Source organism: Streptomyces sp. NPDC127038 (assembly GCF_042725875.1).
Taxonomy (GTDB): domain Bacteria; phylum Actinomycetota; class Actinomycetes; order Streptomycetales; family Streptomycetaceae; genus Streptomyces.
This window is the reverse complement of record NZ_JBHXDQ010000013.1, coordinates 123,420-147,451: the sequence shown is the minus strand read 5'-3', so window position 1 is coordinate 147,451 and position 24,032 is coordinate 123,420. Positions and strand designations below refer to the sequence as shown.

The window sequence follows — 24,032 nt, the reverse complement described above, 5'->3', positions numbered from 1 at the left end:
CCGGTGCATCAGGCCGTCGCCGTTGGGTGAGGTGTGGGCGTCGGTGGCGACGGCCATCGATGTACCGGCACGGCCCCGACGGCGCGTACCCGGCTGCGGGTGAGAGATCCAGCCCCTCCGGCGTTTGAGGAGCGGGGGGCCGGGGGCGGAGCCCCTGGTGACGGGTCGGGTAGGGGCGGAGGGGGCGAGGAAAGGCTGGGGCCTCGGGCCGGCGGGGCGGACCGGGTCAGCCGGTTGCCGTCAGGGCGTGGGTCGCCGCGTCCGTGCGGGCCTGGCTCCTGGCGCGGCGGGCCGGGCCCCGCCAGCCGCAGGTGCAACGGGCCAGGCAGAAGGGACCTTGTTCGACCGTGGTCGTCCGGTGTCCGGGGAGAGGGTCCGCCTCGTCCAGGTGCTCCACACCCACAACGTTACCCAAGCCCGGTGAACGGACCCCTCCCGCGTGACCGGGCGTCCCCACCGGTCGTTAACGCGAACGACGGGATGGCCCGGGACGGACCGGCTGGGGGTCGGCGGACGATGGTGGCGCAGCAGCAGGAACGGGCGGCGGTCCTGGTCGCGTTCGTCGCGGCGGGGCTGATGGTCTGCGGCACCGGATGCTCGGGCGGCGGGGCGGCCGCGCAGGACGTGCGCAGCGGTCCGGGGGCCACGGAGACCCTGCGCCGGGCGGTGGCCGCCCTGGAGCGGGCCGGCAGCGCCAAGGCGAGCACGTCCATGGAGATGGCCACCGGCGGGACCCGGGTCACCATCCGCGGGCAGGGCGTGTACGACTTCAGGAAGCAGACCGGGCGTCTGAAGGTGCTGCTGCCGCAGGACCCCGCGGGAGCGGCCGAGCACCGCCCGATCACCGAACTCCTCGTCCCCGGCGCCCTGTTCATGAAGAACCGGGGAGCCGGGGTGCCCGCCGACAAATGGGTGCGCGTGGCGACGGCCGGTCTCACGGACGGCAACCTGGTCACGGGCGGGGCCACCGACCCGTACGCGGCGGCCGAACTGCTGCGCGGCGCGCGGTCGGTGACGTACGTGGGCAGGACCGAGGTCGCCGGGATCCCCGTACGCCACTACCGCGGGACCGCCGACCTCGGCACCGCGGCGCGGGACGCCTCCGCGGGGCAGCGGCCGGCGCTGACGGCGGCGGCCAAGGGGTTCGCCACCGCCGAGGTGCCCTTCGACGCCTATCTCGACGACCAGGGGCGGCTGCGCAAGGTCCGGCACCGGTTCAGCTTCGTCAACGGGCAGAGCCGGGGCACCGTCGCGGTCGCCTCGACACTCCTGCTGTACGACTTCGGCAGCCCCGCCGTCGTACGGCTGCCGGACGCCTCGGACATCTACGCCGGGAAGATCGCGGAGTAGTGGGTTCCGGCGCGCGGGGCAAGAGCATCCGGAGCCGTAGCTTCAGAGGAGGGCCGGAAATGGCCCTTCCGTGCCATGCGCGGTCCGTAGGCCGCTCCCTACTCTAGGAAGTCGGTGACGGCAGGAAGAGGTGATGCGCGTGGCTCCGCTCGGCGGTACGGCAGTTCAGGACCACGTGGCCCTCGCCGAGATCGACCTGTGCGGCGAGCTGATCATCGCGGCCTCGGCGGCGCACGAGGACCGGCTCAGTCTGGAGAGCATCGACGCGGTGCTGAAAGTGGCCGAAGAACGCGCTCCCGGGCGGCTGCGGGCGGAGGACTAGTCCATTTCGGCCCCGTCCCGGTGTCCGGGGAGCGCGCGTCGCGGATGTCACATGCGTCGTATCTCTCACGGTTTCGCGCGGATCGCACGGTTCGCGTGACGTTCGCGGCCGTCGCGTGGTTCAGGTGCGCAGGAGGCGGCCGATCGCCTTGGTGGCCTCCTCGACCTTCGCGTCGATCTCGGCGCCGCCCTTGAGGGCCGCGTCCGCCACGCAGTGGCGCAGGTGCTCCTCCAGGAGCTGGAGGGCGAAGGACTGGAGCGCCTTGGTCGAGGCGGACACCTGCGTGAGTATGTCGATGCAGTAGACGTCCTCGTCAACCATGCGCTGGAGCCCGCGGATCTGGCCCTCGATCCGGCGCAGCCGCTTGAGGTGCTCGTCCTTCTGCTGGTGGTAGCCGTGGATGCCGCGGTCGTGGTCGGTCACGATCTCCTGCGCGTCGCCGGAGGGCGCCGTCGCGCCGGCCTCGGTGGTCGTCATCGCGTCCTCCTGCTGGATCGGATCGGCGATCCTGTCTGAAACGCCACTTACATATACCCCTGGTGGGTATATCGTACCGAACTTTGCTGGGTAAGGACCCCTTGCCCGGCGCCGGTGACGGACCCCGTGCCGATCACTGTGCCTGATGGGCGACACTGGGTGGCGGCCCCTTAGCCGTGGCCGGATGATGCACCTAGCATCAGCCTGACCGAATCGAAGCACCCCGAGGACCCCAACGTGCGTTTTCGTCTGACCCCCAGGGAGACGAGCTTCTACGACATGTTCTCCGCATCCGCGGACAACATCGTCACGGGCTCGAAGCTCCTGATGGAACTGCTCGGGGCGGACGCTTCCGCTCGGGCCGAGATCGCAGAGCGTATGCGGGCCGCGGAACACGCCGGTGACGACGCGACACACGCGATCTTCCATCAGCTGAACTCCTCCTTCATCACGCCCTTCGACCGCGAGGACATCTACAACCTCGCCTCGTCCCTCGACGACATCATGGACTTCATGGAGGAGGCCGTCGATCTGGTCGTCCTCTACAACGTCGAGGAACTCCCCAAGGGCGTCGAGCAGCAGATCGAGGTGCTGGCGCGGGCGGCGGAGCTGACCGCGGAGGCCATGCCCAACCTGCGGACCATGGACAACCTCACGGAGTACTGGATCGAGGTCAACCGGCTGGAGAACCAGGCCGACCAGATCCACCGCAAGCTGCTGGCCCACCTGTTCAACGGCAAGTACGACGCCATCGAGGTGCTGAAGCTCAAGCAGATCGTGGACGTTCTGGAGGAAGCGGCCGACGCGTTCGAGCACGTGGCGAACACGGTGGAGACCATCGCCGTCAAGGAGTCCTGACCCGTTCATGGACACCTTCGCTTTGATCGTGACCATCGGGGTCGCGCTCGGATTCACGTACACGAACGGCTTTCACGACTCGGCGAACGCCATCGCCACCTCGGTGTCCACGCGTGCCCTGACGCCGCGGGCCGCGCTCGCCATGGCCGCGGTGATGAACCTCGCCGGCGCGTTCCTCGGCAGCGGGGTCGCCAAGACCGTCAGTGAGGGGCTGATCCAGACGCCCGAGGGCTCGAAGGGGATGGGCATCCTCTTCGCGGCCCTCATCGGCGCGATCACCTGGAACCTGGTCACCTGGTACTTCGGTCTGCCGTCCTCGTCCTCGCACGCCCTGTTCGGCGGCATGGTCGGGGCGGCCCTGGCCGGCGGCACGACGGTCTACTGGAGCGGGCTGGTCGACAAGGTCATCATCCCGATGTTCCTGTCGCCGGTCGTCGGTCTGCTCGTCGGCTATCTCGTGATGGCCCTGATCATGTGGCTGTTCCGGCGGTCCAACCCGCACAAGACCAAGCGCGGTTTCCGGATCGCGCAGACGGTGTCCGCGGCCGGCATGGCGCTCGGGCACGGTCTCCAGGACGCCCAGAAGACGATGGGTGTCGTGGTGATGGCGCTGGTCATCGCCGGCGAGCAGGGGGCGAACGACCCGATCCCGGTCTGGGTGAAGATCGTCTGCGCGTCGATGCTGTCGCTGGGTACGTACGCGGGCGGCTGGCGCATCATGCGGACGCTCGGCCGGAAGATCATTGAGCTCGACCCGCCGCAGGGGTTCGCGGCGGAGACGACCGGTGCGTCGATCATGTTCACCACGGCGTACCTGTTCAAGGCGCCGATCTCCACGACCCATGTCATCACCTCGGCGATCATGGGTGTCGGGGCCACGAAGCGGTTGAACGCCGTGCGGTGGGGCGTCGCCAAGAACATCGTCCTCGGCTGGTTCATCACCATGCCGGCGGCCGCGATCGTGGCCGCCGCCAGCTTCTGGGTCGTGAACCTCGCGTTCCTCTAGGAGCGGGCGCTCTCACTGAGCCTGATCGTCAAGGGCCGGTCCTTCGGGGCCGGCCCTCGGTGTTTCCCACCCCCCCCGGGGAACACGAACGGGCCCGGCCCCCGGGGAACGGGAACGGGCCCACCCCCGAGGATCGCGAACGGGCCCGCCCCCCGGGGAACGCGAACGGGCCCGCCCCCGGGAGCCAGGGGCGGGCCCTTCTCGTCCTCGCGGTGGCACCGCCATGCAGCACCGCGAGGGGTTTCGGGAGGCGGTCCGGTCAGCCGAAGCGACCGGAGATGTAGTCCTCCGTGGCCTGGACGGACGGGTTGGAGAAGATCCGCTCCGTGTCGTCGATCTCGATGAGGCGGCCGGGCTGGCCCACCGCGGACAGGTTGAAGAACGCCGTGCGGTCGGAGACGCGGGCGGCCTGCTGCATGTTGTGCGTCACGATGACGATCGTGAAGCGCTCCTTCAGCTCACCGATCAGGTCCTCGATGGCGAGGGTGGAGATCGGGTCGAGGGCCGAGCAGGGCTCGTCCATGAGGAGGACCTGCGGCTCGACCGCGATCGCCCGCGCGATGCACAGACGCTGCTGCTGACCGCCGGACAGGCCGGACCCGGGCTTGTTCAGCCGGTCCTTGACCTCGTTCCAGAGGTTCGCGCCCTTGAGGGACCGCTCCACGATGTCGCTGAGCTCGGACTTCTTGTAGCTGCCGTTGAGCTTCAGGCCCGCCGCCACGTTGTCGAAGATCGACATGGTGGGGAAGGGGTTGGGGCGCTGGAAGACCATGCCGATGGTGCGGCGCACGGCCACGGGGTCTATGCCGTTGCCGTACAGGTCCTCGTCGTCGAGGAGCACCTTGCCCTCGACGCGGCCACCGGGGGTGACCTCGTGCATGCGGTTCAGGGTGCGCAGGAAGGTCGACTTGCCGCAGCCGGAGGGGCCGATGAAGGCCGTCACCGAGCGGGGCTCGACCGTCATGGAGATGTCTTCGATCGCCTTGTGGGCGCCGTAGTAGGCGGTCAGACCGCTTACGTCGATTCGCTTGGCCATGTCAGTCACTGCTTCTTTCGGAAGGATCGGGTCGCTGATCGGCCGCGTCAGCGGCCCGTCTTGGGTGCCTTCCAGCGCGCGATGGCGCGGGCTCCCATGTTGAGGATCATGACGAACAGGATGAGCGCGAGTGCCGCCGCCCAGGCCCTGTCGGTGGATGCCGGGGTTCCCGCGGCGTACTGCCGGTAGATGTACAGCGGCAGCGAGGCCTGCGGGCCGTCGAACGGGTTGTTGTTGATGAAGTTCGTACCCCACACCAACAGCAGCACGGGAGCGGTCTCACCGGTGATACGGGCGACCGCGAGCATCACACCCGTGGTGATACCGCCGATGGACGTCGGCAGGACCACCTTGAGGATGGTGCGCCACTTCGGGATGCCGAGGGCGAGGGAGGCCTCGCGCAGCTCGTTCGGGACGAGCTTGAGCATCTCCTCGGTGGAGCGGACCACCACGGGCATCATCAGGATCGACAGGGCCATCGCGCCGGCGAAGCCGGAGTAGCCCATGCCCAGGATCAGGATCCAGAAGCTGAGGACGAACAGACCGGCGACGATCGACGGGACACCCGTCATGACGTCGACGAAGAAGGTGACCGCCTTGGCGAGCTTGCCGCGGCCGTACTCGACGAGGTAGATCGCGGTGAGCACGCCGATCGGCACGGCGATGAGCGAGGCGATGCCGACCTGTTCCAGGGTGCCGATGATCGCGTGGTAGATGCCGCCACCGGTCTCGGTGTCGGCGACCACACCCATGGAGTGGCTCAGGAAGTAGACGTCGAAGACCTTGATGCCGCGCTTGAGGGTCTCCCAGATCAGGGAGACCAGCGGCACCACGGCGACGATGAAGCAGACCCAGACCAGGCTGGTGGCGACGCGGTCCTTGGCCTGGCGGCGGCCCTCGACGCGCGTGGCGATCACGTACGTACCGAGGACGAAGACGACCGCGGCGATCAGACCCCACTGGATCTTGCTGTCCAGGCCGGCGGCGAAGGAGATCCCCAGCCCGACCGCGATGGATCCCGCGGCGATGGCCCAGGAGGACCACTTCGGGAGGCTGCCGCCGCGCAGGCTGCTGGCGTGCTTGCGGGTGACGGGTGCGTTGCTCATGCGTTGGCCCCCGAGTACTCCTTGCGGCGGTTGATGATCATGCGCGCCGCGCCGTTGACCAGCAGGGTGATCACGAAGAGGACGAGACCCGAGGCGATCAGGGCGTCCTGGCCGAACACGGTGGCCTCGTTGAACTTGGCCGCGATGTTCTGGGCGAAGGTGCCGCCGCCGGGATCGAGCAGGCTGGCCTGGATGTCGAAGGTCGGGGAGAGCACGGTGGCGACGGCCATCGTCTCGCCGAGCGCGCGGCCGAGGCCGAGCATCGAGGCGGAGATCACGCCGGAGCGGCCGAAGGGCAGCACCGACATGCGGATGACCTCCCAGCGTGTGGCGCCGAGGGCCAGTGCGGCTTCCTGGTGCATCTGGGGTGCCTGGCGGAAGACCTCACGGCTCACGTTGGTGATGATCGGAAGGACCATGATCGCGAGCAGGATGCCGACCGTGAGCATGGAGCGCGGCGCGCCCTGCTGCCAGCTGAAGATGCCCGTCCAGCCGAGGTAGGTGTTGAGCCAGCCGAACAGCCCGTTCATGTGCGGGACCAGGACGATGGCGCCCCAGAGGCCGTACACGATGGAGGGGACGGCGGCGAGCAGGTCGATCACGTACGCGATGGGCCCGCCGAGCTTGCGCGGGGCGTAGTGCGTGATGAACAGGGCGATGCCGACCGCGACCGGGACCGCGAGGGCCATGGCGATGATCGCGGAGACCACCGTGCCGAAGGCCAGCACCGCGATGCCGAAGACCGGCGGGGTGAGGCCGGTGTTCCACTCGAACGTGGTGAGGAAGTTGCCGTGGTTCTTGCTGAGCGCGAGCGAGGCGCGGTAGGTGAGGAAGACCGCGATGGCGGCCATGATCACCAGGAGGAGGATGCCGGAACCGCGGGAGAGCGCGAGGAAGATGCGGTCTCCGGGGCGGGTGGCACCGCGGGCGGCGCGCTTGCCGGCGGCCGACGATCGTGGGCTGGGGGGAGGTGCTTCAGCGTTCTGTGTCGATATGTCCATCATGAGTCTCCGGTCTGCGGAGCCGGATCGAGTCGCGGCTCCAGGCGGCGGTGCACCGGACGGTGCGGCCCGCCTCGGCGAGGCGGGCCGCACACTCGGGTCAGCTCAGGTTCGAGACGACGGAGCGGACCTTGGTGATGATCTCGTCGGGGATCGGCGCGTACTGGGCGGCGGTCAGCTGCTTCTGGCCGTCCTCGCTCGCGGTGTAGGTGAGGAAGGCCTTCGTCGCGGCCAGCGTGTCGGCCTTGTTGCCCTTCTCGCAGAGGATCTCGTAGGTGACCAGCGTCAGCGGGTAGGCGCCGTCGGCGGTCGGCTTGTAGTTCAGCTGGAGGGCCAGGTCGTTGCCGGTGCCGACGACCTTGGCGGTGGAGATGGCCTTGGTGGCGTTCTCGACGGTGGCGGCGGCCGGGGTGGCGGCGGCGGTCTTGAGGGACGCGGCCTTGATGCTGCCCGTGGCATAGGAGAGCTCGAAGTACGAGATCGCGCCGGGGGTCTGGTTCACCTGCTGGGCGAGACCGGCGGAACCCTGGGCGGACTGGCCGCCCTTCGCCTGCCAGGCCTTGCCGCCGGAGTACTTCCAGTCCGACGGGGCGGTGGCGATGAGGTACTTGGTGAAGTTGTCCGTGGTGCCGGACTCGTCCGAGCGGTGGAACGCCTGGATCTTGGTGGAGGGAAGCTTCGCGGTGGGGTTCAGCGCCTTGATGGCCGCGTCGTTCCACGTCGTGATCTTGCCGTCGAAGATCTTGGCGAGCGTGGCGGAGTCCAGGACCAGGTTGTCGACGCCCGGGACGTTGTAGCCGATCGCGATGGGACCGCCGACCATGGGCAGGTCGACCGCGTTGTTGTTGTTGCAGACCTTCTTCGCGGCCGTGGCCTCTTCGGGCTTGAGCGGCGAGTCCGAACCGGCGAACGCGGTCTGGCCCTGGGTGAACGCGGTGACGCCCGCGCCCGAACCGGTCGGGTTGTAGTTGATCTGGACGTCCTTGCAGGCGGCCGTGAAGGACTTCGTCCAGGCGTCGATCGCGTTCTTCTGCGCGGAGGAGCCCGAGGCCTGCAGCTGGCCCTTGGCGTTGTCACACTTGATGGAGCTGGTGTTGCTGGCCGAGGCCGAGCTGCCGCCACCGCTGGACTTGCCGGTGTCGTCAGAACCGCACGCCGTGAGGGCCAGGGCGCCGGAGACGGCGAGAGCACCGAGGGTGAGGGCCCGCCGGTTCATGCGCTGAAGCTTCACTTCGGGAGTTCCTTCCAGGAGCCGCCGTCAGGTGGCGGCGTGCGATGTCTGTGTACTGCGGTCCGTAGCGAGGTGGAGGGTTCGCCCCGAGGCGTCCTTCGCACCGCGTAAGGCCGAAATTAAGCAGATCAGGTGAAGGCGCCGAAGGCCGTAAGTGAACGGGGGGTGAACCCCTGACGGCGGTGCGGTGAGGTCACGGAACGCTCACGTCGAGGACACGGGTATGTCCCGGCAGAGGGGTCCGGAAGGGAAACTCCAGGTAATCGAACGGGTGAGTACCAGGTGGACGATGCCCGCGTTCCCGTCATAGCTCATTCGCCCCGATTTCCTCATGAGCAACAGCGAAGGGTGCGGTCACTACGGTGCGTGTCCGTCCGCGGCGCACCGGGGACCGCTTTTCGCGCATGACGGGGCGCCGCGCCGGATGCCCGGGGGCGGCGCCCTTCCCTCCAGGGGAACACGTCAGGCCGGTCGCAGCGCGTCCAGCAGCGCGTCGACCAGGTCGCGGTCGCGGGGCTGGGTCAGCCGGTGGCGTGCGGCGGTGGGGGAGAGCCAGAGCACGCGGTCGACCTCGTCGTTCGGGGCGAACCGGCCGGCGGCCGCCTCGGCTGCCCAGTAGCGGACCTCCTTGGGGCGTCCGGCGACGTCGTAGTGGAGCGTGGGAAGGACGGCGCCGGGGACGGCGTCGTAACCCGTCTCCTCCCCGACCTCGCGCAGCGCGCCGGTCAGGAACCCCTCGCCGCGTTTCAGCTTGCCCTTCGGGTGCGACCAGTCGTCGTACTTGGGCCGGTGGACGAGACAGATCTCCAGCTCGGCGTCGACCGGGGAGCGGCGCCACAGGACGCAGCCCGCCGCGTGGATGGTGTCGTCGGCCATGGGGCCTCCCTCAGGGGGTGCGTACGGCTTCCTTCTGCCAGGCCTGCTGGAAGGCGAACCGGGCCGCCTCCACCTCGTGCCGCTGGTCGGCGTGCAGCACACCGAGCGCGTACGCCGTCGCCGGCGCGATGCGCGGGGTGCGTGCCGCGGACGCCGCGGCGGAGGCCGCCTCCGCCGCGTCCCGGTGCCGGTTGAGGGCCGTGCCCGCGCCGAGCAGCCGTACGTCGACGGGGCACTCCCCGCGGTGCAGCACCTCGTGGGCGTAGCGGTGCAGCCGCAGCAGCAGCCGGACCTGGTGCCAGGGCGCGTCCTGCGGCTGGGGAGCGGTGTCGGCGGAGAGGCCGTGCACCAGGGCCTCGGCGTTGTAGGGGCGGCCGGCGATCACCAGCGGCAGCGCGGTGACGGCGTCGGCGAGCCGGTCCTTCGCGGCGGCGGCCAGCGGACGCAGATCGGCGCCGTCCGCGGCCGGGGCCAGCGGGACCTCGCTGGCGAGGACGGCGACGCTGTCGGCGACGGCGTGGAAGCGGGAGGAGCCGAGCGCCTGGAGGGCCGCAGAGTGGGCGCGGGTGCGGGCGAGCGTCAGCTGGCGGTCGAGGAGCGCGCCCGCCTTCGCGGCGCCGACGGTCAGACTGCCCGCCTTGGGGGCGGGGCCCGGGGACCGTCCGCTCTGGCCGGGCAGGGCGGCCGTGCCGGACAGCCGGTTCAGGGCGCCGATCAGCCGTTCCAGGCGTGCCGCGTAGGCGTGTTCGCGCGCCAGCGTGCCCGAGAGCCAGGCCAGTTCGGGCCGCATCCCCTCCGACCAGTCCGCGTCGAGGAGCGGCCGGAAGGTGTGCAGGCTGCCGCTGATGCGGCGGGCGGAGTGGCGCAGGGAGCGCGCCGCGTCGCCGGACTCCCCTCCTCCGTTCGCCGCGCCGCCGGTCTCCCGGTGCTGGCGCAGCGAGCGGAGAAACTCCGTGGCCTGGGCCCGCAGATAGCCCGCGAGGGCGTCACCGATCGGGATGTCCTCCTCGTCGAGGGGGGCCGTCCCGGCCACGGAGCCGGTGGGGGGATCAAGGTGCTGCTGTGCCACGCCGGCGCCTCCGGGCGTCTATGAGCATCTCCTGGACGTTCCGCAGGGGCTGTCCCTCCGCGTCGGTCGCGTGGCGGATCCACTCGCCGTCGGGGCCGAGGTGCCAGGAGGCCGTGGTGTCGGACATGCCGGTCTCCAGCAGCCGGTTGAGGGCTGCGCGGTGAGCCGGGTCGGTGACCCTGACCAGGGCCTCGATCCGCCGGTCGAGGTTGCGGTGCATCATGTCGGCGCTGCCGATCCACACCTCGGGCTCGCCTCCGTTGCCGAAGGTGAAGACCCGGGAGTGCTCCAGGAAGCGGCCGAGGACGGAGCGGACCCGTATGTTGTCGGACAGGCCCGTGACGCCGGGACGGACGGCGCATATGCCGCGCACCCACACGTCGACGGGCACGCCGGCCTGCGAAGCGCGGTACAGGGAGTCGATGAGCGCCTCGTCCACCATCGAGTTGACCTTGATGCGGACGAAGGCGGGACGCCCGGCCTTGTGGTGCTGGACTTCCTTGTTGATCCGCGCGATCAGTCCGTCGCGCAGCGACTTGGGCGCGACGAGCAGACGGCGGTAGGTCTCGCGGCGCGAGTAGCCCGAGAGCCGGTTGAAGAGGTCGGAGAGGTCCGCGCCGACCTGGGGGTCGGCGGTGAGCAGTCCGAGGTCCTCGTACAGCCGGGCGGTCTTCGGGTGGTAGTTGCCGGTGCCGACGTGGGAGTAGCGGCGCAGGGTCTCGCCCTCCTGCCGGACCACGAGCGACAGCTTGCAGTGGGTCTTGAGGCCGACGAGGCCGTACACGACGTGGCAGCCGGCCTCTTCGAGCTTGCGGGCCCACTTGATGTTCGCCTGCTCGTCGAAGCGGGCCTTGATCTCGACCAGGACGAGGACCTGCTTGCCGGACTCGGCCGCGTCTATCAGCGCGTCCACGATCGGGGAGTCGCCGGAGGTGCGGTAGAGCGTCTGCTTGATGGCGAGCACGTCGGGGTCGGCCGCGGCCTGCTCCAGGAAGGCCTGCACCGAGGTGGAGAAGGAGTCGTACGGGTGGTGCAGCAGGACGTCGCGCTCGCGCAGGGCGGCGAAGATGTCGGGCGGGGACGCCGACTCGACCTCCGCCAGGTCGCGGTGGGTGCCCGCGATGAACTTGGGGTACTTCAGCTCGGGCCGGTCCAGGGCGCCGATGCCGAAGAGGCCGGTGAGGTCCAGGGGACCCGGCAGCGGGTACACCTCGGCCTCAGAGATCTTCAGTTCGCGCACGAGGAGGTCCAGGACGTAGCGGTCGATGGACTCCTCGACCTCCAGGCGCACCGGCGGGCCGAAGCGGCGCCGCATGAGCTCCTTCTCCAGGGCCTGGAGCAGGTTCTCGGCGTCGTCCTCCTCGACCTCCAGGTCCTCGTTGCGGGTGAGGCGGAAGGTGTGGTGCTCCAGGACCTCCATCCCGGGGAAGAGCTCCTCCAGGTGGGCCGCTATCACGTCCTCGATGGGGACGTAGCGGTTCGGGGAGGCCTCCAGGAAGCGGGAGAGCAGCGGCGGGACCTTGACGCGCGCGAAGTGGCGGTGGCCGCTGACCGGGTTCCGCACGACGACGGCGAGGTTCAGGGACAGGCCCGAGATGTACGGGAAGGGGTGCGCGGGGTCGACCGCCAGCGGGGTCAGGACCGGGAAGATCTGGTGCCGGAAGAGAGTGAACAGGCGGGCCTGCTCCTTCTCGGTCAGCTCGCTCCAGCGGACGAGGTGGATGCCCTCCTCCGCGAGCGCGGGGGCGACGTCCTCCTGGTAGCAGGCCGCGTGCCGGGCCATGAGTTCCCGGGAGCGGGCCCAGATCATCTCCAGGACCTCGCGGGGCTGGAGGCCGGAGGCGGACTTGGTGGCCACGCCGGTGGCGATGCGGCGCTTGAGTCCGGCCACCCGGACCATGAAGAACTCGTCCAGGTTGCTGGCGAAGATCGCCAGGAAGTTGGCGCGCTCCAGGAGGGGCGTGTTCGGGTCCTCCGCGAGCTCCAGGACGCGCTCGTTGAACGCCAGCCAGCTGCGCTCGCGGTCCAGGAAGCGGCCTTGCGGCAGCATGATCCCGTCCTGCCCGGCGTCCTCGTACTCGTCGAGGTCGGCGTCGAGATCGGGCTCCAGATCGGACACGTTCGCCGCGACGGTGTGCGGACGGTGGGCGGCGATGGAGCCGACCGAGGGCTGCGGGTGCTGCACGGGTGCCTGGGCGCTTCGCTGGTTCATGGACCTATTCTTCCGTGCCGAGGGCGAGACCGGCGCGTCGGAGAGGGCGGGCACCAGCGCGCTGATGCGGAACTTTCCGTTCCGTTCGGCGGGCGTACGCTGACTCCGCGTGGACGGTGCGGACTCGTTCTCCGGCGGGGGAGAAGGCTCGGGCACGGCGGGCTGCATTGCTCGAGCGTCGCAAGGTCACCTGAATCGATGGTTACGGCGACATGACGTGCGGGATATCGGGGGGAGGCTCCCGGACGTCCTTGCGTCCGGGAACCGTGGACACACCCGCCCGCGCCGCACCGCGCGCCCTGCCGGTGCTACCGAGGGTCACCCGTGGCGGCGACGCAGCAGCGCGAAGGCGGCCGCGGTCGCGATGCCCGCGACGGCCAGCAGCAGACCGCTCTCCACGAGCTGGAGGGGCCAGAAATGGGACTCCGGCTGGTAGACGGCCCAGATGCCGGACCGGCCGTCGGCGCTCGGCCGTGCCCCGCGTTCGAGCACCAGGGCACCGTGCGGGACGTCGAGGGCGGCCTGCCCGGTGACTTTCACGGCGGGCCACAGGTTCATCCGGAAGGCGTCCAGCACGGCGTGCAGGACGTACGCGGCGGCGAGGGCCGCGGCCGCGGCGGGCAGGGCCCTGCGCAGGACCAGGCCCGCGAGCGCGCCCAGGGCCAGCCCGGCCAGGGCGTACGCGACGGCTGCCGGGCCGGTGGAGACGAAGACGTTCGTGTTGAACCAGCCGTCGGCCGGCTCGCCGTTCCCGGCGCGGCGGGTCCAGCCGGCGAGCAGGACCATCAGCGCGGTGCCCGCGGCGAGCGGGACCGCGGGGACGGCGAGCCGGGTGGCGAGCCAGCGTGCCGGGGTGACGGACTGCGTCCACTCCAGCCGCGCCGTGCCGCTCTCCAGCTCGCGGCCGGTCAGCGCGGCTCCCGCCCAGAGCGCGACCGCGTACATCAGATAGGTGACGCCCCCGGAGACCAGGTCGAGACCGTAGGTGTGGACCCGGTCCGCGGCGGTCTCCTTCGTGAACCCGCAGTCCGCGGAGAGGACGCCCGAGGGGCCGCAGTCGCCGGCGGCCGCGCGGGCCTCGGGGCCGATGGCGTGCATCCAGATCAGGCCCGCCGCGGCGAGGAGCACGGCGGCGCCCCACGCGTACAGGGCCGTACGGTGCAGCCGCAGCACGCTCCAGGTCAGGCCGGACGGACGGTACGGGCGCCGCGGGGCCGCGCCGGACGTGGGGTGCGGGGTGGTCAGGGTGCTCATGACGTCGCCCTTCGCCTCAGGACGCCGAAGGCGGCGGCGACCAGGATCGCGGTGGCGGCGAGCATCACTCCGGTCTCCAGGAGCTGGCGGGGCCAGTAGTCGGGGGAGGGGAGGTACTCGCGGGTGAAGCCGACGATCTGGTGCCGGGCCAGACAGGGGCGGCTGAGTTCGCAGCCCGGGTCGGGGATCCTCGTACCGGCCGCGGTGATCGCGCGGCTGTGGGCGGACAGGTCGGGCTGCTGATGACTGCCCTGGAAGGGCCAGGAGTTCGCGCGGAACGTGATGACGGCGCCCTGCACGAGTCCGGCGACGGCGAGAGCGGGCAGGGTGCGCCGCAGTGCGAGACCCGCGAACGCGCCGACGGCCAGACCGAGGAGCGGCGCGGCGACCGTGGCCGGGCCGATGGAGAAGTACACGGCCCGCGGTCCGATGCCGGCCAGCAGGAGGTTGCCGTGGGCGGTCCACAGCATCCGGTACAGCACGACCAGCAGGCCCGTGCCGGCGGTGACGAGCAGCGCGGGCACCGCGAGTCGGGCGGCGAGCCAGCGGGCCGGGGTGACGGACTGGGTCCAGGCGAGCCGGGCGGTGCCGTTCTCCAGTTCGCGGGCGGTCAGCGAGCCGGCCGCGAAGACGGCGACGCCGAACGAGGCGAGGTCCAGGAGGGAAGAGGGGTCGTAGAAGAGGTCGTTGTAGACGCCCGAGAACGTGGAGCCGGTGATGCCGGAGGTCCAGGCGTCGCGTTGCACACCCGCGTAGCCGTAGGCGTCGAGCAGGTGCTGCGTGTGGGCGGCGCCGGGGCCGTACAGCCACAGCAGCAGTGCGGCGGTGAGCACGACGAAGCCGGTCCAGATCCACAGCGCGGTGCGGTGCAGCCGCAGGACCGTCCAGACCAGGCCGCGCGGTACGGGCAGGCCGCGGCTCGCGGTGGCCTTCGTGGCGGTGGCGCTCATCGGGTCACCGCCGCGGGGGCCGTGGTCGTGCCGGGGGTGAGCAGGGCGGGGGCTTCGGGGGAGCGCAGATGGGCGAGGACGAGTTCCTCCACGGAGGGGGGTGCGGCGTCCCAGCGGTCGTCCACCGGGCCGTCGTTGCGTATGAGCGCCGTGAGCCCGCGGCCCGCGGTGCGGGACTCGACGACGAGGTGCGGGGCGAGGTCGGCGGGGGTGCCCCGGCCGGTCACGAGGGTGTGCGCGAGGAGCAGGTCGTCCAGGCCGCCGCCGAGCCGGACGCGGCCGTTCCCCAGGAGCAGCAGGTGGTCGCAGGCGTCGGCCAGTTCGGTGACGATGTGCGAGGACACCAGGACCGTGGTCCCGCGCTCGGCGGCGTCGGCCATCAGGGTGCCGAGGAGTTCGTGGCGGGCCAGCGGGTCCAGGTCGGCCATCGGTTCGTCCAGCAGCATCAGCTCGGGCCTCTTGCCGAGCGCGAGGGCGAGGGCCACGCGGGTGCGCTGGCCGCCGGACAGCTTGCGGACCTTGGTGCCGGGGTCGAGCGAGCCCTGTTCCACGATCGCGGCGGCGTGCGCGGCGTCCCAGCGGGCCGGGTTGAGCTCGGCGCCCAGCCGCAGGGTCTCGGCGATCGTGAGCTGGGGGTGCAGCGGCTTGTCCTGTGCCAGGTAGGCGATGCGTTCGCGGGCCTCGGCGGGGTCGGTGCCGAGCACGGTGAGGGTGCCGGCGGTGGGGCGCAGCAGTCCGGCGGCGGTCGCCAGCAGCGTCGACTTGCCCGCGCCGTTGGGGCCGACGAGGGCGCTGACGCGCCCGGCCGGGAGGCGGAAGGAGCAGTCGTCCAGGGCCGCGGCGGAGCGCCGGCCGTGGCGCACGGTCAGACCGCGCGCCTCGACGGCGACGGTGGATCGGGTGGTGCCGGTGGAACTCACTGGTCCCCCTTCGGGAAATGTGCGTCCAGTACGGAGGCGAACAGCGCGGCCACGTCCTCGTGGTCGAGGCCGGCGGCGCGGGCGCTGCGGGCCCAGGCGTCGAGCTCCTCGCGCAGGGGCGAGTCGGCCGGGGCGGCGCCGAGGGTCTTGCGGACGAAGGTGCCGAGTCCCCGCCTGGCCTCGACGAGTCCCTCGCGCTCCAGTTCGCGGTAGGCCTTCAGGACGGTGTTGGGATTGATCGCGGTGGCTTCGACGACCTCGCGGGCCGTGGGGAGCCGGTCGCCCGGTTCGAGGAGGCCGAGCCGGAGCGCCTGCTTGGTCTGCTGGACGATCTGCATGTAGGTGGCGACGCCACTGCGCCGGTCGATGCGGTACACGACCACTCGGACAACCACCCTTTCACTAATTGAGTAGTGAAAGGGTGGTGCAAGATCGTGGCCGCCGTCAAGCCGGTTGCCCGCGCCGGGGGTTGCCCGGGCGGCGGAACAGGCCGCCCACCAGGCACGGGACGGCGTCAGGAAATTTCTCGCGGATCCGTGAACCGATCGGCGGGGCTCGTCCGATGAGGGGATGTGAGGGAAACGAGAAGCGACGGAGAGCTGCTGCGGGCCATCGCGGCGGACGGGGACCGTCGCGCCTTCGAAGAGCTGTACCGGCGGTACGCGCCATGGCTGACCGCGCGGCTGCGCGGCCGGTGCGCCGACGCCGGGGTCGTCGACGACGTCGTCCAGGAGACCTTCCTCTCGGTCTGGCGCGGCACCGCCCGCTACCGCGAGGAGGGCGACCCGGCCGGCTGGCTGTGGCGCATCGGCTCACGCCGCCTCGTCGACACGCTGCGCGGCGACGGAGCGCGCGGCCGGCTGCGCAGCGCGCTGGCCAGGCTCCGGCACCGCGACGAGGCCTCGGCCGAGGAACGCGTGCTGGCGGGCGTCGAACACGGCGACCTGGCGGGCGCGCTGACCAGGCTCTCGCCCGAACTCCGGGCGGTGCTCCAGGCCACGGTGATCGACGGACTCACCACCAGGGAAGCGGCCGTCCTGCTCGGCATTCCGCCGGGCACGGTCAAGACGCGGGCACTGCGTGCGCGCAGGCAGTTGCGGGAGGCGTTGGCATGAGCGACGACCGTCACGGAAGCGATGGCGACGAGATGAGCGGTGACAGCCGTACGGCCTGGCACGTCCCGGAAGAGGACATCCTGGCCTACACACGGGGCGAGTTGGCGGCACCCCGCCTGTGGTCGGCCGACACCCACCTCGCCGCCTGCGCGCGGTGCCGCGGGACGCTGGCCGAAGTCGGCGACCCGGTCGCCCTGGACGCGGCCTGGGAGCGGCTCGACGCCGAACTCGACGCCCCGCGGCCGGGTCCGGTCGAGTGGCTGCTCGTCCGCCTCGGCGTCGCCGACCACACCGCACGGCTGCTGGCCGCCGTACCCGCCCTGCGCCGCTCCTGGCTGGGCGCGATCGTCGCCCTCCTGGTCATGTCCGTGGTCGCGGGCGACGCGGTGCGTGCCGGGGCCACCCCCACCCTCTTCCTCGCCCTCGCACCGCTGCTGCCGCTCGCCGGGGTCGCCGTGTCCTACGGCCCCGGGATCGACCCCACCTACGAGCTGGCGGTGGTATCGCCCCTGCACGGCTTCCGGCTCCTGATGATCCGTACGGTCGCGGTCCTGACCGTGTGCCTCGGCTTCAGCGGCCTCGCCACCCTCGCCCTCCCCGCCTACGGACTGCACGCCCTGGCCTGGCTGCTGCCCGCGCTCGCCCTCACCGCGACCGGCCTCGCGCTCTCCTCCCGGCTCGGGCCCGTCCTCGCCCCCTCGCTCGTCGGCGGCGGCTGGGTCGCCCTGCTGGCCGTGGCCCGGGCGACCACGGAGCCCGACGGCACCCTGGCCCCCTTCACCGCGGCCGGACAGGGCGTCGCCGGGGCCGTCGCGGCCCTGGCCGCCGTACTCCTTTATCTCGCACGGGACCGGTTCGACGCCTCGAACCTCCCCTTCACCGACCTCACCGACAGGAACGCAGCATGATCCCCACCGTCTCCGCCTCCGGCCTGACGCTCCGCTACGGCGGCACGCGCGCCCTCGACGACGTCTCCCTGCGCCTGGGCCGAGGAGTCACCGGACTCCTCGGCCCCAACGGCGCCGGAAAGACGACCCTGTTGCGGGTCCTCGCCACCGCCGTGCCCGCCGACCAGGGTGCCTTCACCGTCCTCGGCAACGACCCCGGCAGTGCCGCCGGACGTCTGGCGGTACGGCGCGACCTGGGCTACCTCCCGCAGACCCCGGGATTCCACCAGGACTTCTCGGCCTTCGAGTTCGTCGACTACGTGGCGATCCTCAAGGAACTCACCGACCGCACCGCCCGGCACCGCGAGGTCCGCCGCGTGCTGGAGTCCGTCGGCCTGTCCGACGTCCGGGGCAAGCGCATCAAGCGGCTCTCCGGCGGTATGCGCCAGCGGGTCGCGCTGGCCGCCGCGCTCGTCGGCGACCCCGGCTTCCTCGTCCTCGACGAACCCACCGTCGGCCTCGACCCCGAACAGCGCATGCGCTTCCGGGAACTGATCGCCCAGGCGGGAGAAGGCCGCACCGTCCTGCTCTCCACCCACCAGACCGAGGACGTGGCGATGCTCTGCCACCGCGTGATCGTCATGGACGGCGGCCGCATCCGCTTCGAGGGCACCCCCGCGGAGCTGACCGAGCGCGCGGCCGGCCGGGTGTGGAGCAGCACGGAACGCGACCCGTCCGCCCGGGCCGGCTGGCGCACGGGCAGCGGCTCCTTCCGCAACGTCGGCGACCCGCCCGAGGGCGCCGACCTTCTCGAACCGACCCTGGAGGACGGCTACTTGCTCACCCTCGACACCCAGGCCGCGGAGGTGGCGGCATGAGCGCCCCCACCGGCACCATCACGCAGGCGGCCCCCACGGGGGTGGAGCCGCCCGCACCCCGCCCCGAGTCCCGCACGGCGGCGGTCCTCGCCCTCGCCCGGTTCGAGGCACGCGACCTGCTGCTCCAGATCCCGGTCCTCGCCTTCCTCGCCCTGTACGTCGGCTACGTCGCCTGGCAGCTGTTCACCACGGGTGACGGGACGGGCGACTTCCCGGTCCTCCAGGACGTCGACCGGGCCACCCAGGCGACCTCCATGCTCCCCGCCGTCGCCGTGTTCATCTGCGTCAACCGCGCCGTGCTGCGGTCCCGACGGCACTCCACCGAAGAGCACTTCGACATCCTGCCCATGGAGCACTGGCGGCGTACGGTGGCGCACGCGCTGTCCGTCCTGCCCTGCGCCGCACTCGTCGCGCTCGTCGTCGGCGGCCAGTACATCTGGGCCGCGCTTCGGCCCGGCGCCGTCGGTCACGGCTCCCCCGCCGAACTCGTCGTGGGCCCGCTGGTCGTCCTGCTGGCCGGCGTCCTGGGCGTGCTGCTCGCCCGGGTGATACCGGTCGGCTTCCTCGCGCCGCCCTTCGTGGTCGGCGTGTTCGTCGTCACCAGCCTGGTCTCCGCGCTCACCCAGGGAACGCACTGGGTCCGCTGGCTCGGACCGGTCGTCGAGGACATGGGTGCGGACCCCTTCCCCTCCGAGCTGCTGGGCCGCCCGGCCGCCTGGCACGCGCTGTACCTGACGGGTCTCGCGGTCGCGCTGCTGTGTGCCGCCGTGCTGGTGAGCGGCGGCCGGTCGCGACTGGTCACGTCGGCGACCGTGCTCGCCGTCGCCGCGACGGCCGTCGGCGTGGCCGGGCAGTCCCCCGGCGAGCCTGCCTCCCTGATCGCGGCCCGTGACAAGGCGTCCGTGAGCCCGCAGCAGGTGCAGACCTGCGTACGGCACGGACGGTCCACGTACTGCGCCTTCCCGGAGTGGGAAGGCCGCACCGCCGACTGGGCCGCATCCGTCGACCGCATCCAGTCCCGCGCGGGCGGTTCCGCCGGAGGCGAGCGGCTGACCGTGCGCCAGCGGATCGACGCCCGCTACGGCCTCCAGAGCGATGCCGCGATCCCCCCGTCCGCCACCCCGGGAACGGTGACCGTGGGCACGCGCTGGGGCGGCAACCGTCTCCCCGAGTTCGCGGTCGGCGTCGCCTCGGTCCTGGTCGCGGGCGACGAGAAGACCGCGGGCCAGATGTGCGACGCCCGCGTGGTGACCGTCATGTGGCTCGCCCTGAGCACCCAGTCCGACCCGCTCGCCTCCCTGCGCAACGTCCGCCTCGACGACAGCATCAAGGGCCCGGCCGTGGCGCTGGCCCCCACGAGCCCCGTCTCCATGTCCGCCCAGCAGACCACCGTGGTGCGCGAACTGCTCGGACAGCCGCACTACAGCGTCGCCGCGAAGGTCAAGGCGCACTGGACGGAGCTGACGTCCCCGAAGACGTCCACGGCACGGGTGGCCGAGCTGTTCGGCGTCCCGGCCGGCGGCAAGGGAACCGCGGCCGACTCCGGGAGCGGCTCGTGCGGGGACTGACGAAGACGGGCGGAGGAACCTCCGCGGACCGCTCCGCCGAAACCGCCGGGCAGCCACCGGTTCACGCCGGGCCCCCGCCCGTCCACGCCGTGGCCCGCGCCCTGGTCCGTCCCGTCTGGCGCGCTCTGCCGCGATGGGCCCTGATCACGGGAGCCGTCGTCGGGCTGGTGCCGGCCGCCCTCTCCCGGACGGCCGACGGGACACCGGAGACCTGGCTGTGTCTGAACCTCCTGCGGGCCTCCGCCCTCGCCTTCGCGGTGGGGCTGGCGTTCGTGCTCGACGACCCGGCCCGGCACACCACGGCCACGGTGCCGGTCAGGCGCCCGGTGCGGACCGGACTGAGGCTGGCTCTGGTCGTGCCGCTCGCCGCGGCGTGCTGGACGGCGGCCCTGTTCCTCATACCCGCCAAGAGCCGGCCCCCGGAGGGCGCGGTCACCCTGGAGGCGGCCGCCGTCATGGTGCTCGCGCTGGCCTCCGCGCTCGCCGCCGTGCGGTACTCGGAGTCCGGCGAACCGGGGATCGCGATATCCGCCGGACTCGTGGGCGCGTTCCTCGCCGCCGCCCTGCTGCTGCCCACACGCTGGGAGATGTTCGTCGGACCGTCCGACCCGGACTGGAACGACTCGCACCGGCGCTGGGCGGGCGTGCTGGTCACGGCCGTGCTGGCGGGAGCCCTCCTGCTGGCCGAACCCCTGCGGCGGCGCCGGACGGCCTTCCTCGCCCAGCGCTGACTCCGGCTCGCCGGGCGGTGCCCGAGCCCCGGGTGCTCAGGACCGGGACCGTGTCCCGACCACCCGGGACCTTGAGCCGAACGCCCGGGACCACGTCCCGGTGGCTCAGGACTCCGTCCGGTACATCAGGTCCGTCTCGTGGGTGACGAAGCCCAGCCGCTCGTAGACCGTGACCGCCGCCTTGTTGTCGGCGTCGACGTAGAGCATCGCCGTGGGCAGGGCCTGCGCGGCGAGATGGCGCAGTCCGATCGTGGTCAGCGCCTTGCCGAGGCCGCCGCCCTGGGCGCCGGGGCGCACACCGAGGACGTACACCTCGCCCAGGCCCTCCTCGGCGTGCACCTTGGTCCAGTGGAAGCCGACGAGTTCGTCGCCGCGGAAGGCGAGGAAGAAGCCGGCCGGGTCGAACCACGGCTCGGCGGTCCGGTCGTCCAGGTCGCGCTGGGTCAGCGAGCCCTGCTCGGGGTGGTGGGCGAAGGCGGCGGCGTTCACGGCGAGCCAGGCGGCGTCGTCCTCGCCCGGTACGAAGGTGCGGACGGTCACGCCCTCCGGCAGCTTCGGCTCGGGCAGGTCCAGTGTCTCCAACGGGCGCCGCATCTGGCGCAGTTCGCGGAAGAGGGTGAGGCCCAGGACCTGGGCGAGGTGCCGGGCGGCGGAGTGGCCGCCGTGTGCCCAGACCCGCAGCCGCTTCCCGGACTCGTTGAGCATCGCCGAGCCGAGCGCCCGCCCGTGACCGTGCCCCCGGTGCGAGGGATGGACGACCAGTTCGGCGGCCGGGGCCTCGACCGGGTCGGTGTCCTCCAGCTGTGCGTAGCCGACCAGTTCGTCGCCGACGGTCAGCAGGAGGTGCCGGACGCCCTCACGGCCTCCGCCCTTCAGCTGGAGCCGTCCCTGCTCGGACACGGCCTGCTGACCATCGGCCCGAGCGGCTTCCGCGAGCAGCCGGAGCACGTCCTCGGCCTGGTCCGGGGAGAGCACGGAGAAGGCCTCGATGGAGCGGGAGAGGGCGAAGGGTGCCACGTCGTCGCTGGTCATGCATACGAGGGTACGGCTCGGCGGTGGAGGGACAAGGAGTTGGGCGCCGCGGACACGGGTCGTGGCGGGGCCGGGGGCGCAGGCCGGTGGTACGCCGGCGGGGTCCAGGGACCTGGCCGCCGGCTCCCGGTGACCTGCCCGTCGGTTCCCGGTGCGCTGATGGCAATCACTCCGTAACGCCGAACCCCCTTTCGCGCTACGCGCGTTGAATCTAAAGTGCGTGCAAAGCCGCGGCTGATCGTCCGCTCGCGCGCACGGTTCGCGGCACACAGGGCACGCACCACCCGCCCGGCTCACGCACGGCACACCGTTTCGGCCTCTCACCGTTCTCCAGGGGGAACCATGCCGCCCACGATCCGGTCCAGACGCAGTCATCGCCTCCTCGCGGCCGCCGCCGGGCTCGCCACCGTCGGGGCGCTGGCCGCCGCGATCCCGGCGAGCGCGCACCAGGACAGGGGGACGCCGTCGCACCACCACGGCAGCGGCCGTTACCAGGACGTCCAGTTGCTGTCCTTCAACGACCTGCACGGCAATCTGGAGCCGCCGACCGGTTCCTCGGGCCGGGTCACGGAGCTCCAGGCGGACGGCACGACGAAGAACGTCGACGCGGGCGGTGTCGAGTACCTGGCCACGCATCTGCGCGACGCCCGCAAGGGGCACAAGTACTCGATCACGGCGGCCGCCGGTGACATGGTCGGCGCCTCCCCGCTGATCTCCGGCCTCTTCCACGACGAACCGACGATCGAGGCGCTCAACGGCCTCGACCTGGACGTCACTTCGGTCGGCAACCACGAGTTCGACGAGGGTGCCAAGGAGCTGGCCCGGCTCCAGAAGGGCGGCTGCCACCCCACGGACGGCTGCTACGGCGGCAAGAAGTTCACCGGCGCCGACTTCCCCTACCTCGCCGCGAACGCGACCGACGAGAAGACCGGCAAGCCGATCCTCAAGCCCTACTGGGTCTGGAAGAAGAACGGCGTCAAGATCGGCTTCATCGGCGTCACGCTGGAGGGCACGCCGAACATCGTGTCCGCCGAGGGCGTCAAGGGCCTGAAGTTCGGCGACGAGGTCGAGACGATCAACAAGTACGCCAAGGAGCTCCAGCGCCAGGGCGTGAAGTCGATCGTGGCGCTGATCCACGAGGGCGGCGCGCCCGCGTCGACGGCGTACAACTACGACTGCGACAGCCCCGGCGCCGGTGACGGCATCTCCGGACCGATCGTCGACATCGCCAAGAACGTCACCCCGGCCGTGGACGCGCTGATCACCGGTCACACCCACCAGGCGTACGCGTGCACCATCCCCGACCCGGCGGGCCGGCCCCGCATGGTCACCTCGGCCTCCTCCTTCGGCCGGCTGTACACGGACACCACGCTGACGTACGACCGCTGGACCGGTGACATCGCCCGTACGACGGTGAAGTCCGCGAACCACGTGGTCACCCGCGATGTCGCCAAGGCCGCCGACATGACGTCGCTGATCACCAAGTGGAAGGCGCTCTCCGCGCCGGTCGCCTCGCGTCCCCTCGGCTACATCGCGGGCGACATCAACAACACCGGCACCGAGTCCCAGGCCGGTGACCTGATCGCCGACGCCCAGCTCGCCTACGCCAAGTCGGTCGACCCGGAGGCCGACCTCGCGGTGATGAACCCGGGCGGGATCCGCGCCGGGCTCACCTACGCGTCGAGCGGCGGTGAGGGCGACGGCGTCGTGACCTACGGGGAGGCGTACACGGTCCAGCCGTTCGCCAACACCGTCAACCTGGTCGACCTCACCGGCGCACAGGTGATCACCGCGCTCCAGCAGCAGGTCAGCGGGGCCAACGAGGCCTCCCCGAAGATCCTCCAGATCTCCAGGGGGCTGACCTACACCCTCGACCTGACCAAGTCCGGCGCGGCGCGTGTCGTCGCCGGCTCGGTGAAGCTGAACGGCACGGCGGTCGACCCGGCCGCCACCTACCGCGTCGCGATGAACTCCTTCCTCGCGGGCGGCGGCGACGGCTTCGCCGAGCTCGGCAAGGGCACCAACGTCCGGGTCGGCGAGGACGACCTCGCCGCTCTGGGCGCCTATCTGACGGCCAACTCCTCGGCCACGACGCCGTACCCGGTCCCGGCGGCGGACCGGATCACGATCGTCCAGTAACCGGCCCGCACAGC

The 24,032-nt window shown here is 71.5% G+C and carries 24 protein-coding genes; 10 read left to right on the top strand and 14 right to left on the bottom strand.

Going from position 1 to position 24,032, the window contains the following annotated elements:
• Window positions 1-226: 226 nt before the first annotated feature.
• Complete coding sequence (locus tag ACFWI4_RS13270) at window positions 227-397, bottom strand: hypothetical protein (RefSeq protein ID WP_387194676.1); 171 nt, start codon at window positions 395-397, stop codon at window positions 227-229.
• A 119-nt stretch (window positions 398-516) separates the two neighbouring features.
• On the opposite strand from ACFWI4_RS13270, the gene ACFWI4_RS13265 reads away from it, so the two are divergent.
• Both ACFWI4_RS13265 and ACFWI4_RS13260 read left to right on the top strand, forming a co-directional pair.
• Window positions 517-1,350 (top strand): hypothetical protein, encoded by an 834-nt coding sequence (locus ACFWI4_RS13265; protein WP_387194673.1) that lies wholly within the window; start codon window positions 517-519, stop codon window positions 1,348-1,350.
• A 133-nt stretch (window positions 1,351-1,483) separates the two neighbouring features.
• Complete coding sequence (locus ACFWI4_RS13260) at window positions 1,484-1,672, top strand: hypothetical protein (protein ID WP_387194670.1); 189 nt, start codon at window positions 1,484-1,486, stop codon at window positions 1,670-1,672.
• A 120-nt stretch (window positions 1,673-1,792) separates the two neighbouring features.
• Here ACFWI4_RS13260 and ACFWI4_RS13255 read toward each other — a convergent pair whose 3' ends face one another.
• Window positions 1,793-2,149, bottom strand: coding sequence for a metal-sensitive transcriptional regulator (locus ACFWI4_RS13255; RefSeq protein ID WP_385399698.1), 357 nt, complete (start codon window positions 2,147-2,149; stop codon window positions 1,793-1,795).
• A 237-nt stretch (window positions 2,150-2,386) separates the two neighbouring features.
• Here ACFWI4_RS13255 and ACFWI4_RS13250 point away from each other — a divergent pair, with 237 nt between their 5' ends.
• Window positions 2,387-3,007 (top strand): DUF47 domain-containing protein, encoded by a 621-nt coding sequence (locus ACFWI4_RS13250; protein WP_037622416.1) that lies wholly within the window; start codon window positions 2,387-2,389, stop codon window positions 3,005-3,007.
• Between the two features lie 7 nt (window positions 3,008-3,014).
• Window positions 3,015-4,013 carry an anion permease gene (locus ACFWI4_RS13245; RefSeq protein WP_387194666.1) on the top strand — a complete coding sequence of 333 codons (999 nt, stop codon included), beginning with the start codon at window positions 3,015-3,017 and terminating at the stop codon, window positions 4,011-4,013.
• 259 nt (window positions 4,014-4,272) lie between these two features.
• Here the strand turns inward: ACFWI4_RS13245 and pstB are convergent, their stop codons facing one another.
• The 11 genes from pstB to ACFWI4_RS13190 all read right to left on the bottom strand — a co-directional run bounded on the left by pstB (window position 4,273) and on the right by ACFWI4_RS13190 (window position 16,051).
• A complete protein-coding gene (pstB, locus tag ACFWI4_RS13240) occupies window positions 4,273-5,049 on the bottom strand; it encodes a phosphate ABC transporter ATP-binding protein PstB (RefSeq protein ID WP_385399692.1) in 777 nt (258 codons plus the stop codon).
• A 47-nt stretch (window positions 5,050-5,096) separates the two neighbouring features.
• On the bottom strand, window positions 5,097-6,155 hold the full coding sequence (gene pstA, locus ACFWI4_RS13235) for a phosphate ABC transporter permease PstA (protein WP_387194663.1): 1,059 nt from the start codon (window positions 6,153-6,155) through the stop codon (window positions 5,097-5,099).
• Window positions 6,152-7,156, bottom strand: a complete 1,005-nt coding sequence (pstC, locus tag ACFWI4_RS13230; protein WP_387194688.1) for a phosphate ABC transporter permease subunit PstC — start codon at window positions 7,154-7,156, stop codon at window positions 6,152-6,154. The genes pstA and pstC overlap by 4 nt, the downstream gene beginning before the upstream one ends.
• A gap of 100 nt (window positions 7,157-7,256) precedes the next feature.
• Entirely contained in the window at window positions 7,257-8,387 is a 1,131-nt protein-coding gene (gene pstS, locus ACFWI4_RS13225; protein WP_387194659.1) for a phosphate ABC transporter substrate-binding protein PstS, read from the bottom strand.
• 462 nt (window positions 8,388-8,849) lie between these two features.
• A complete protein-coding gene (locus tag ACFWI4_RS13220; RefSeq protein ID WP_387194656.1) occupies window positions 8,850-9,263 on the bottom strand; it encodes an NUDIX hydrolase in 414 nt (137 codons plus the stop codon).
• A 10-nt stretch (window positions 9,264-9,273) separates the two neighbouring features.
• Window positions 9,274-10,332, bottom strand: a complete 1,059-nt coding sequence (locus tag ACFWI4_RS13215) for a CHAD domain-containing protein (protein WP_387194653.1) — start codon at window positions 10,330-10,332, stop codon at window positions 9,274-9,276.
• Window positions 10,313-12,544 (bottom strand): RNA degradosome polyphosphate kinase, encoded by a 2,232-nt coding sequence (locus ACFWI4_RS13210; protein WP_385399677.1) that lies wholly within the window; start codon window positions 12,542-12,544, stop codon window positions 10,313-10,315. Before ACFWI4_RS13210 ends, ACFWI4_RS13215 begins: the two co-directional genes overlap by 20 nt.
• A gap of 318 nt (window positions 12,545-12,862) precedes the next feature.
• Window positions 12,863-13,798 carry a hypothetical protein gene (locus tag ACFWI4_RS13205; RefSeq protein WP_387194650.1) on the bottom strand — a complete coding sequence of 312 codons (936 nt, stop codon included), beginning with the start codon at window positions 13,796-13,798 and terminating at the stop codon, window positions 12,863-12,865.
• Window positions 13,795-14,748, bottom strand: a complete 954-nt coding sequence (locus tag ACFWI4_RS13200; protein ID WP_387194647.1) for a hypothetical protein — start codon at window positions 14,746-14,748, stop codon at window positions 13,795-13,797. Before ACFWI4_RS13200 ends, ACFWI4_RS13205 begins: the two co-directional genes overlap by 4 nt.
• Window positions 14,745-15,668, bottom strand: a complete 924-nt coding sequence (locus ACFWI4_RS13195; RefSeq protein WP_387194643.1) for an ABC transporter ATP-binding protein — start codon at window positions 15,666-15,668, stop codon at window positions 14,745-14,747. The genes ACFWI4_RS13200 and ACFWI4_RS13195 overlap by 4 nt, the downstream gene beginning before the upstream one ends.
• Entirely contained in the window at window positions 15,665-16,051 is a 387-nt protein-coding gene (locus tag ACFWI4_RS13190) for a GntR family transcriptional regulator (RefSeq protein WP_387194685.1), read from the bottom strand. The genes ACFWI4_RS13195 and ACFWI4_RS13190 overlap by 4 nt, the downstream gene beginning before the upstream one ends.
• A gap of 189 nt (window positions 16,052-16,240) precedes the next feature.
• Here ACFWI4_RS13190 and ACFWI4_RS13185 point away from each other — a divergent pair, with 189 nt between their 5' ends.
• From ACFWI4_RS13185 to ACFWI4_RS13165, 5 genes are read left to right on the top strand one after another with little or no spacing between them, the layout of a single operon-like run.
• The gene (locus tag ACFWI4_RS13185; protein WP_385399665.1) at window positions 16,241-16,783 is read left to right on the top strand and encodes an RNA polymerase sigma factor; all 543 of its coding nucleotides are present in this window, start codon (window positions 16,241-16,243) and stop codon (window positions 16,781-16,783) included.
• Window positions 16,780-17,691 carry a zf-HC2 domain-containing protein gene (locus tag ACFWI4_RS13180; RefSeq protein ID WP_387194640.1) on the top strand — a complete coding sequence of 304 codons (912 nt, stop codon included), beginning with the start codon at window positions 16,780-16,782 and terminating at the stop codon, window positions 17,689-17,691. The genes ACFWI4_RS13185 and ACFWI4_RS13180 overlap by 4 nt, the downstream gene beginning before the upstream one ends.
• Window positions 17,688-18,548, top strand: a complete 861-nt coding sequence (locus ACFWI4_RS13175; RefSeq protein ID WP_387194637.1) for an ABC transporter ATP-binding protein — start codon at window positions 17,688-17,690, stop codon at window positions 18,546-18,548. The genes ACFWI4_RS13180 and ACFWI4_RS13175 overlap by 4 nt, the downstream gene beginning before the upstream one ends.
• Window positions 18,545-20,116, top strand: a complete 1,572-nt coding sequence (locus tag ACFWI4_RS13170; protein WP_387194634.1) for an ABC transporter permease — start codon at window positions 18,545-18,547, stop codon at window positions 20,114-20,116. Before ACFWI4_RS13175 ends, ACFWI4_RS13170 begins: the two co-directional genes overlap by 4 nt.
• Entirely contained in the window at window positions 20,104-20,847 is a 744-nt protein-coding gene (locus tag ACFWI4_RS13165; RefSeq protein ID WP_387194631.1) for an ABC transporter, read from the top strand. Before ACFWI4_RS13170 ends, ACFWI4_RS13165 begins: the two co-directional genes overlap by 13 nt.
• Before the next feature lie 105 nt (window positions 20,848-20,952).
• Here ACFWI4_RS13165 and mshD read toward each other — a convergent pair whose 3' ends face one another.
• Complete coding sequence (mshD, locus tag ACFWI4_RS13160; RefSeq protein ID WP_387194628.1) at window positions 20,953-21,879, bottom strand: mycothiol synthase; 927 nt, start codon at window positions 21,877-21,879, stop codon at window positions 20,953-20,955.
• A 342-nt stretch (window positions 21,880-22,221) separates the two neighbouring features.
• On the opposite strand from mshD, the gene ACFWI4_RS13155 reads away from it, so the two are divergent.
• Window positions 22,222-24,018: a bifunctional metallophosphatase/5'-nucleotidase gene (locus ACFWI4_RS13155; protein ID WP_387194625.1), complete on the top strand. Its 1,797-nt coding sequence runs from the start codon at window positions 22,222-22,224 to the stop codon at window positions 24,016-24,018.
• Window positions 24,019-24,032 lie beyond the last annotated feature (14 nt).

Coding starts and splice junctions, on each gene's coding strand:
- ACFWI4_RS13245 (WP_387194666.1), top strand. CDS start 3,015: ATGGACACCTTCGCTTTGATCGTGACCATCGGGGTCGCGCTCGGATTC.
- pstC (WP_387194688.1), bottom strand. CDS start 7,156: ATGGACATATCGACACAGAACGCTGAAGCACCTCCCCCCAGCCCACGA.
- mshD (WP_387194628.1), bottom strand. CDS start 21,879: ATGACCAGCGACGACGTGGCACCCTTCGCCCTCTCCCGCTCCATCGAG.
- ACFWI4_RS13210 (WP_385399677.1), bottom strand. CDS start 12,544: ATGAACCAGCGAAGCGCCCAGGCACCCGTGCAGCACCCGCAGCCCTCG.
- ACFWI4_RS13180 (WP_387194640.1), top strand. CDS start 16,780: ATGAGCGACGACCGTCACGGAAGCGATGGCGACGAGATGAGCGGTGAC.
- pstB (WP_385399692.1), bottom strand. CDS start 5,049: ATGGCCAAGCGAATCGACGTAAGCGGTCTGACCGCCTACTACGGCGCC.
- ACFWI4_RS13265 (WP_387194673.1), top strand. CDS start 517: ATGGTGGCGCAGCAGCAGGAACGGGCGGCGGTCCTGGTCGCGTTCGTC.
- ACFWI4_RS13220 (WP_387194656.1), bottom strand. CDS start 9,263: ATGGCCGACGACACCATCCACGCGGCGGGCTGCGTCCTGTGGCGCCGC.
- ACFWI4_RS13200 (WP_387194647.1), bottom strand. CDS start 14,748: ATGAGCGCCACCGCCACGAAGGCCACCGCGAGCCGCGGCCTGCCCGTA.
- ACFWI4_RS13205 (WP_387194650.1), bottom strand. CDS start 13,798: ATGAGCACCCTGACCACCCCGCACCCCACGTCCGGCGCGGCCCCGCGG.
- ACFWI4_RS13175 (WP_387194637.1), top strand. CDS start 17,688: ATGATCCCCACCGTCTCCGCCTCCGGCCTGACGCTCCGCTACGGCGGC.
- ACFWI4_RS13155 (WP_387194625.1), top strand. CDS start 22,222: ATGCCGCCCACGATCCGGTCCAGACGCAGTCATCGCCTCCTCGCGGCC.
- pstA (WP_387194663.1), bottom strand. CDS start 6,155: ATGAGCAACGCACCCGTCACCCGCAAGCACGCCAGCAGCCTGCGCGGC.
- ACFWI4_RS13170 (WP_387194634.1), top strand. CDS start 18,545: ATGAGCGCCCCCACCGGCACCATCACGCAGGCGGCCCCCACGGGGGTG.
- ACFWI4_RS13260 (WP_387194670.1), top strand. CDS start 1,484: ATGCGCGTGGCTCCGCTCGGCGGTACGGCAGTTCAGGACCACGTGGCC.
- ACFWI4_RS13255 (WP_385399698.1), bottom strand. CDS start 2,149: ATGACGACCACCGAGGCCGGCGCGACGGCGCCCTCCGGCGACGCGCAG.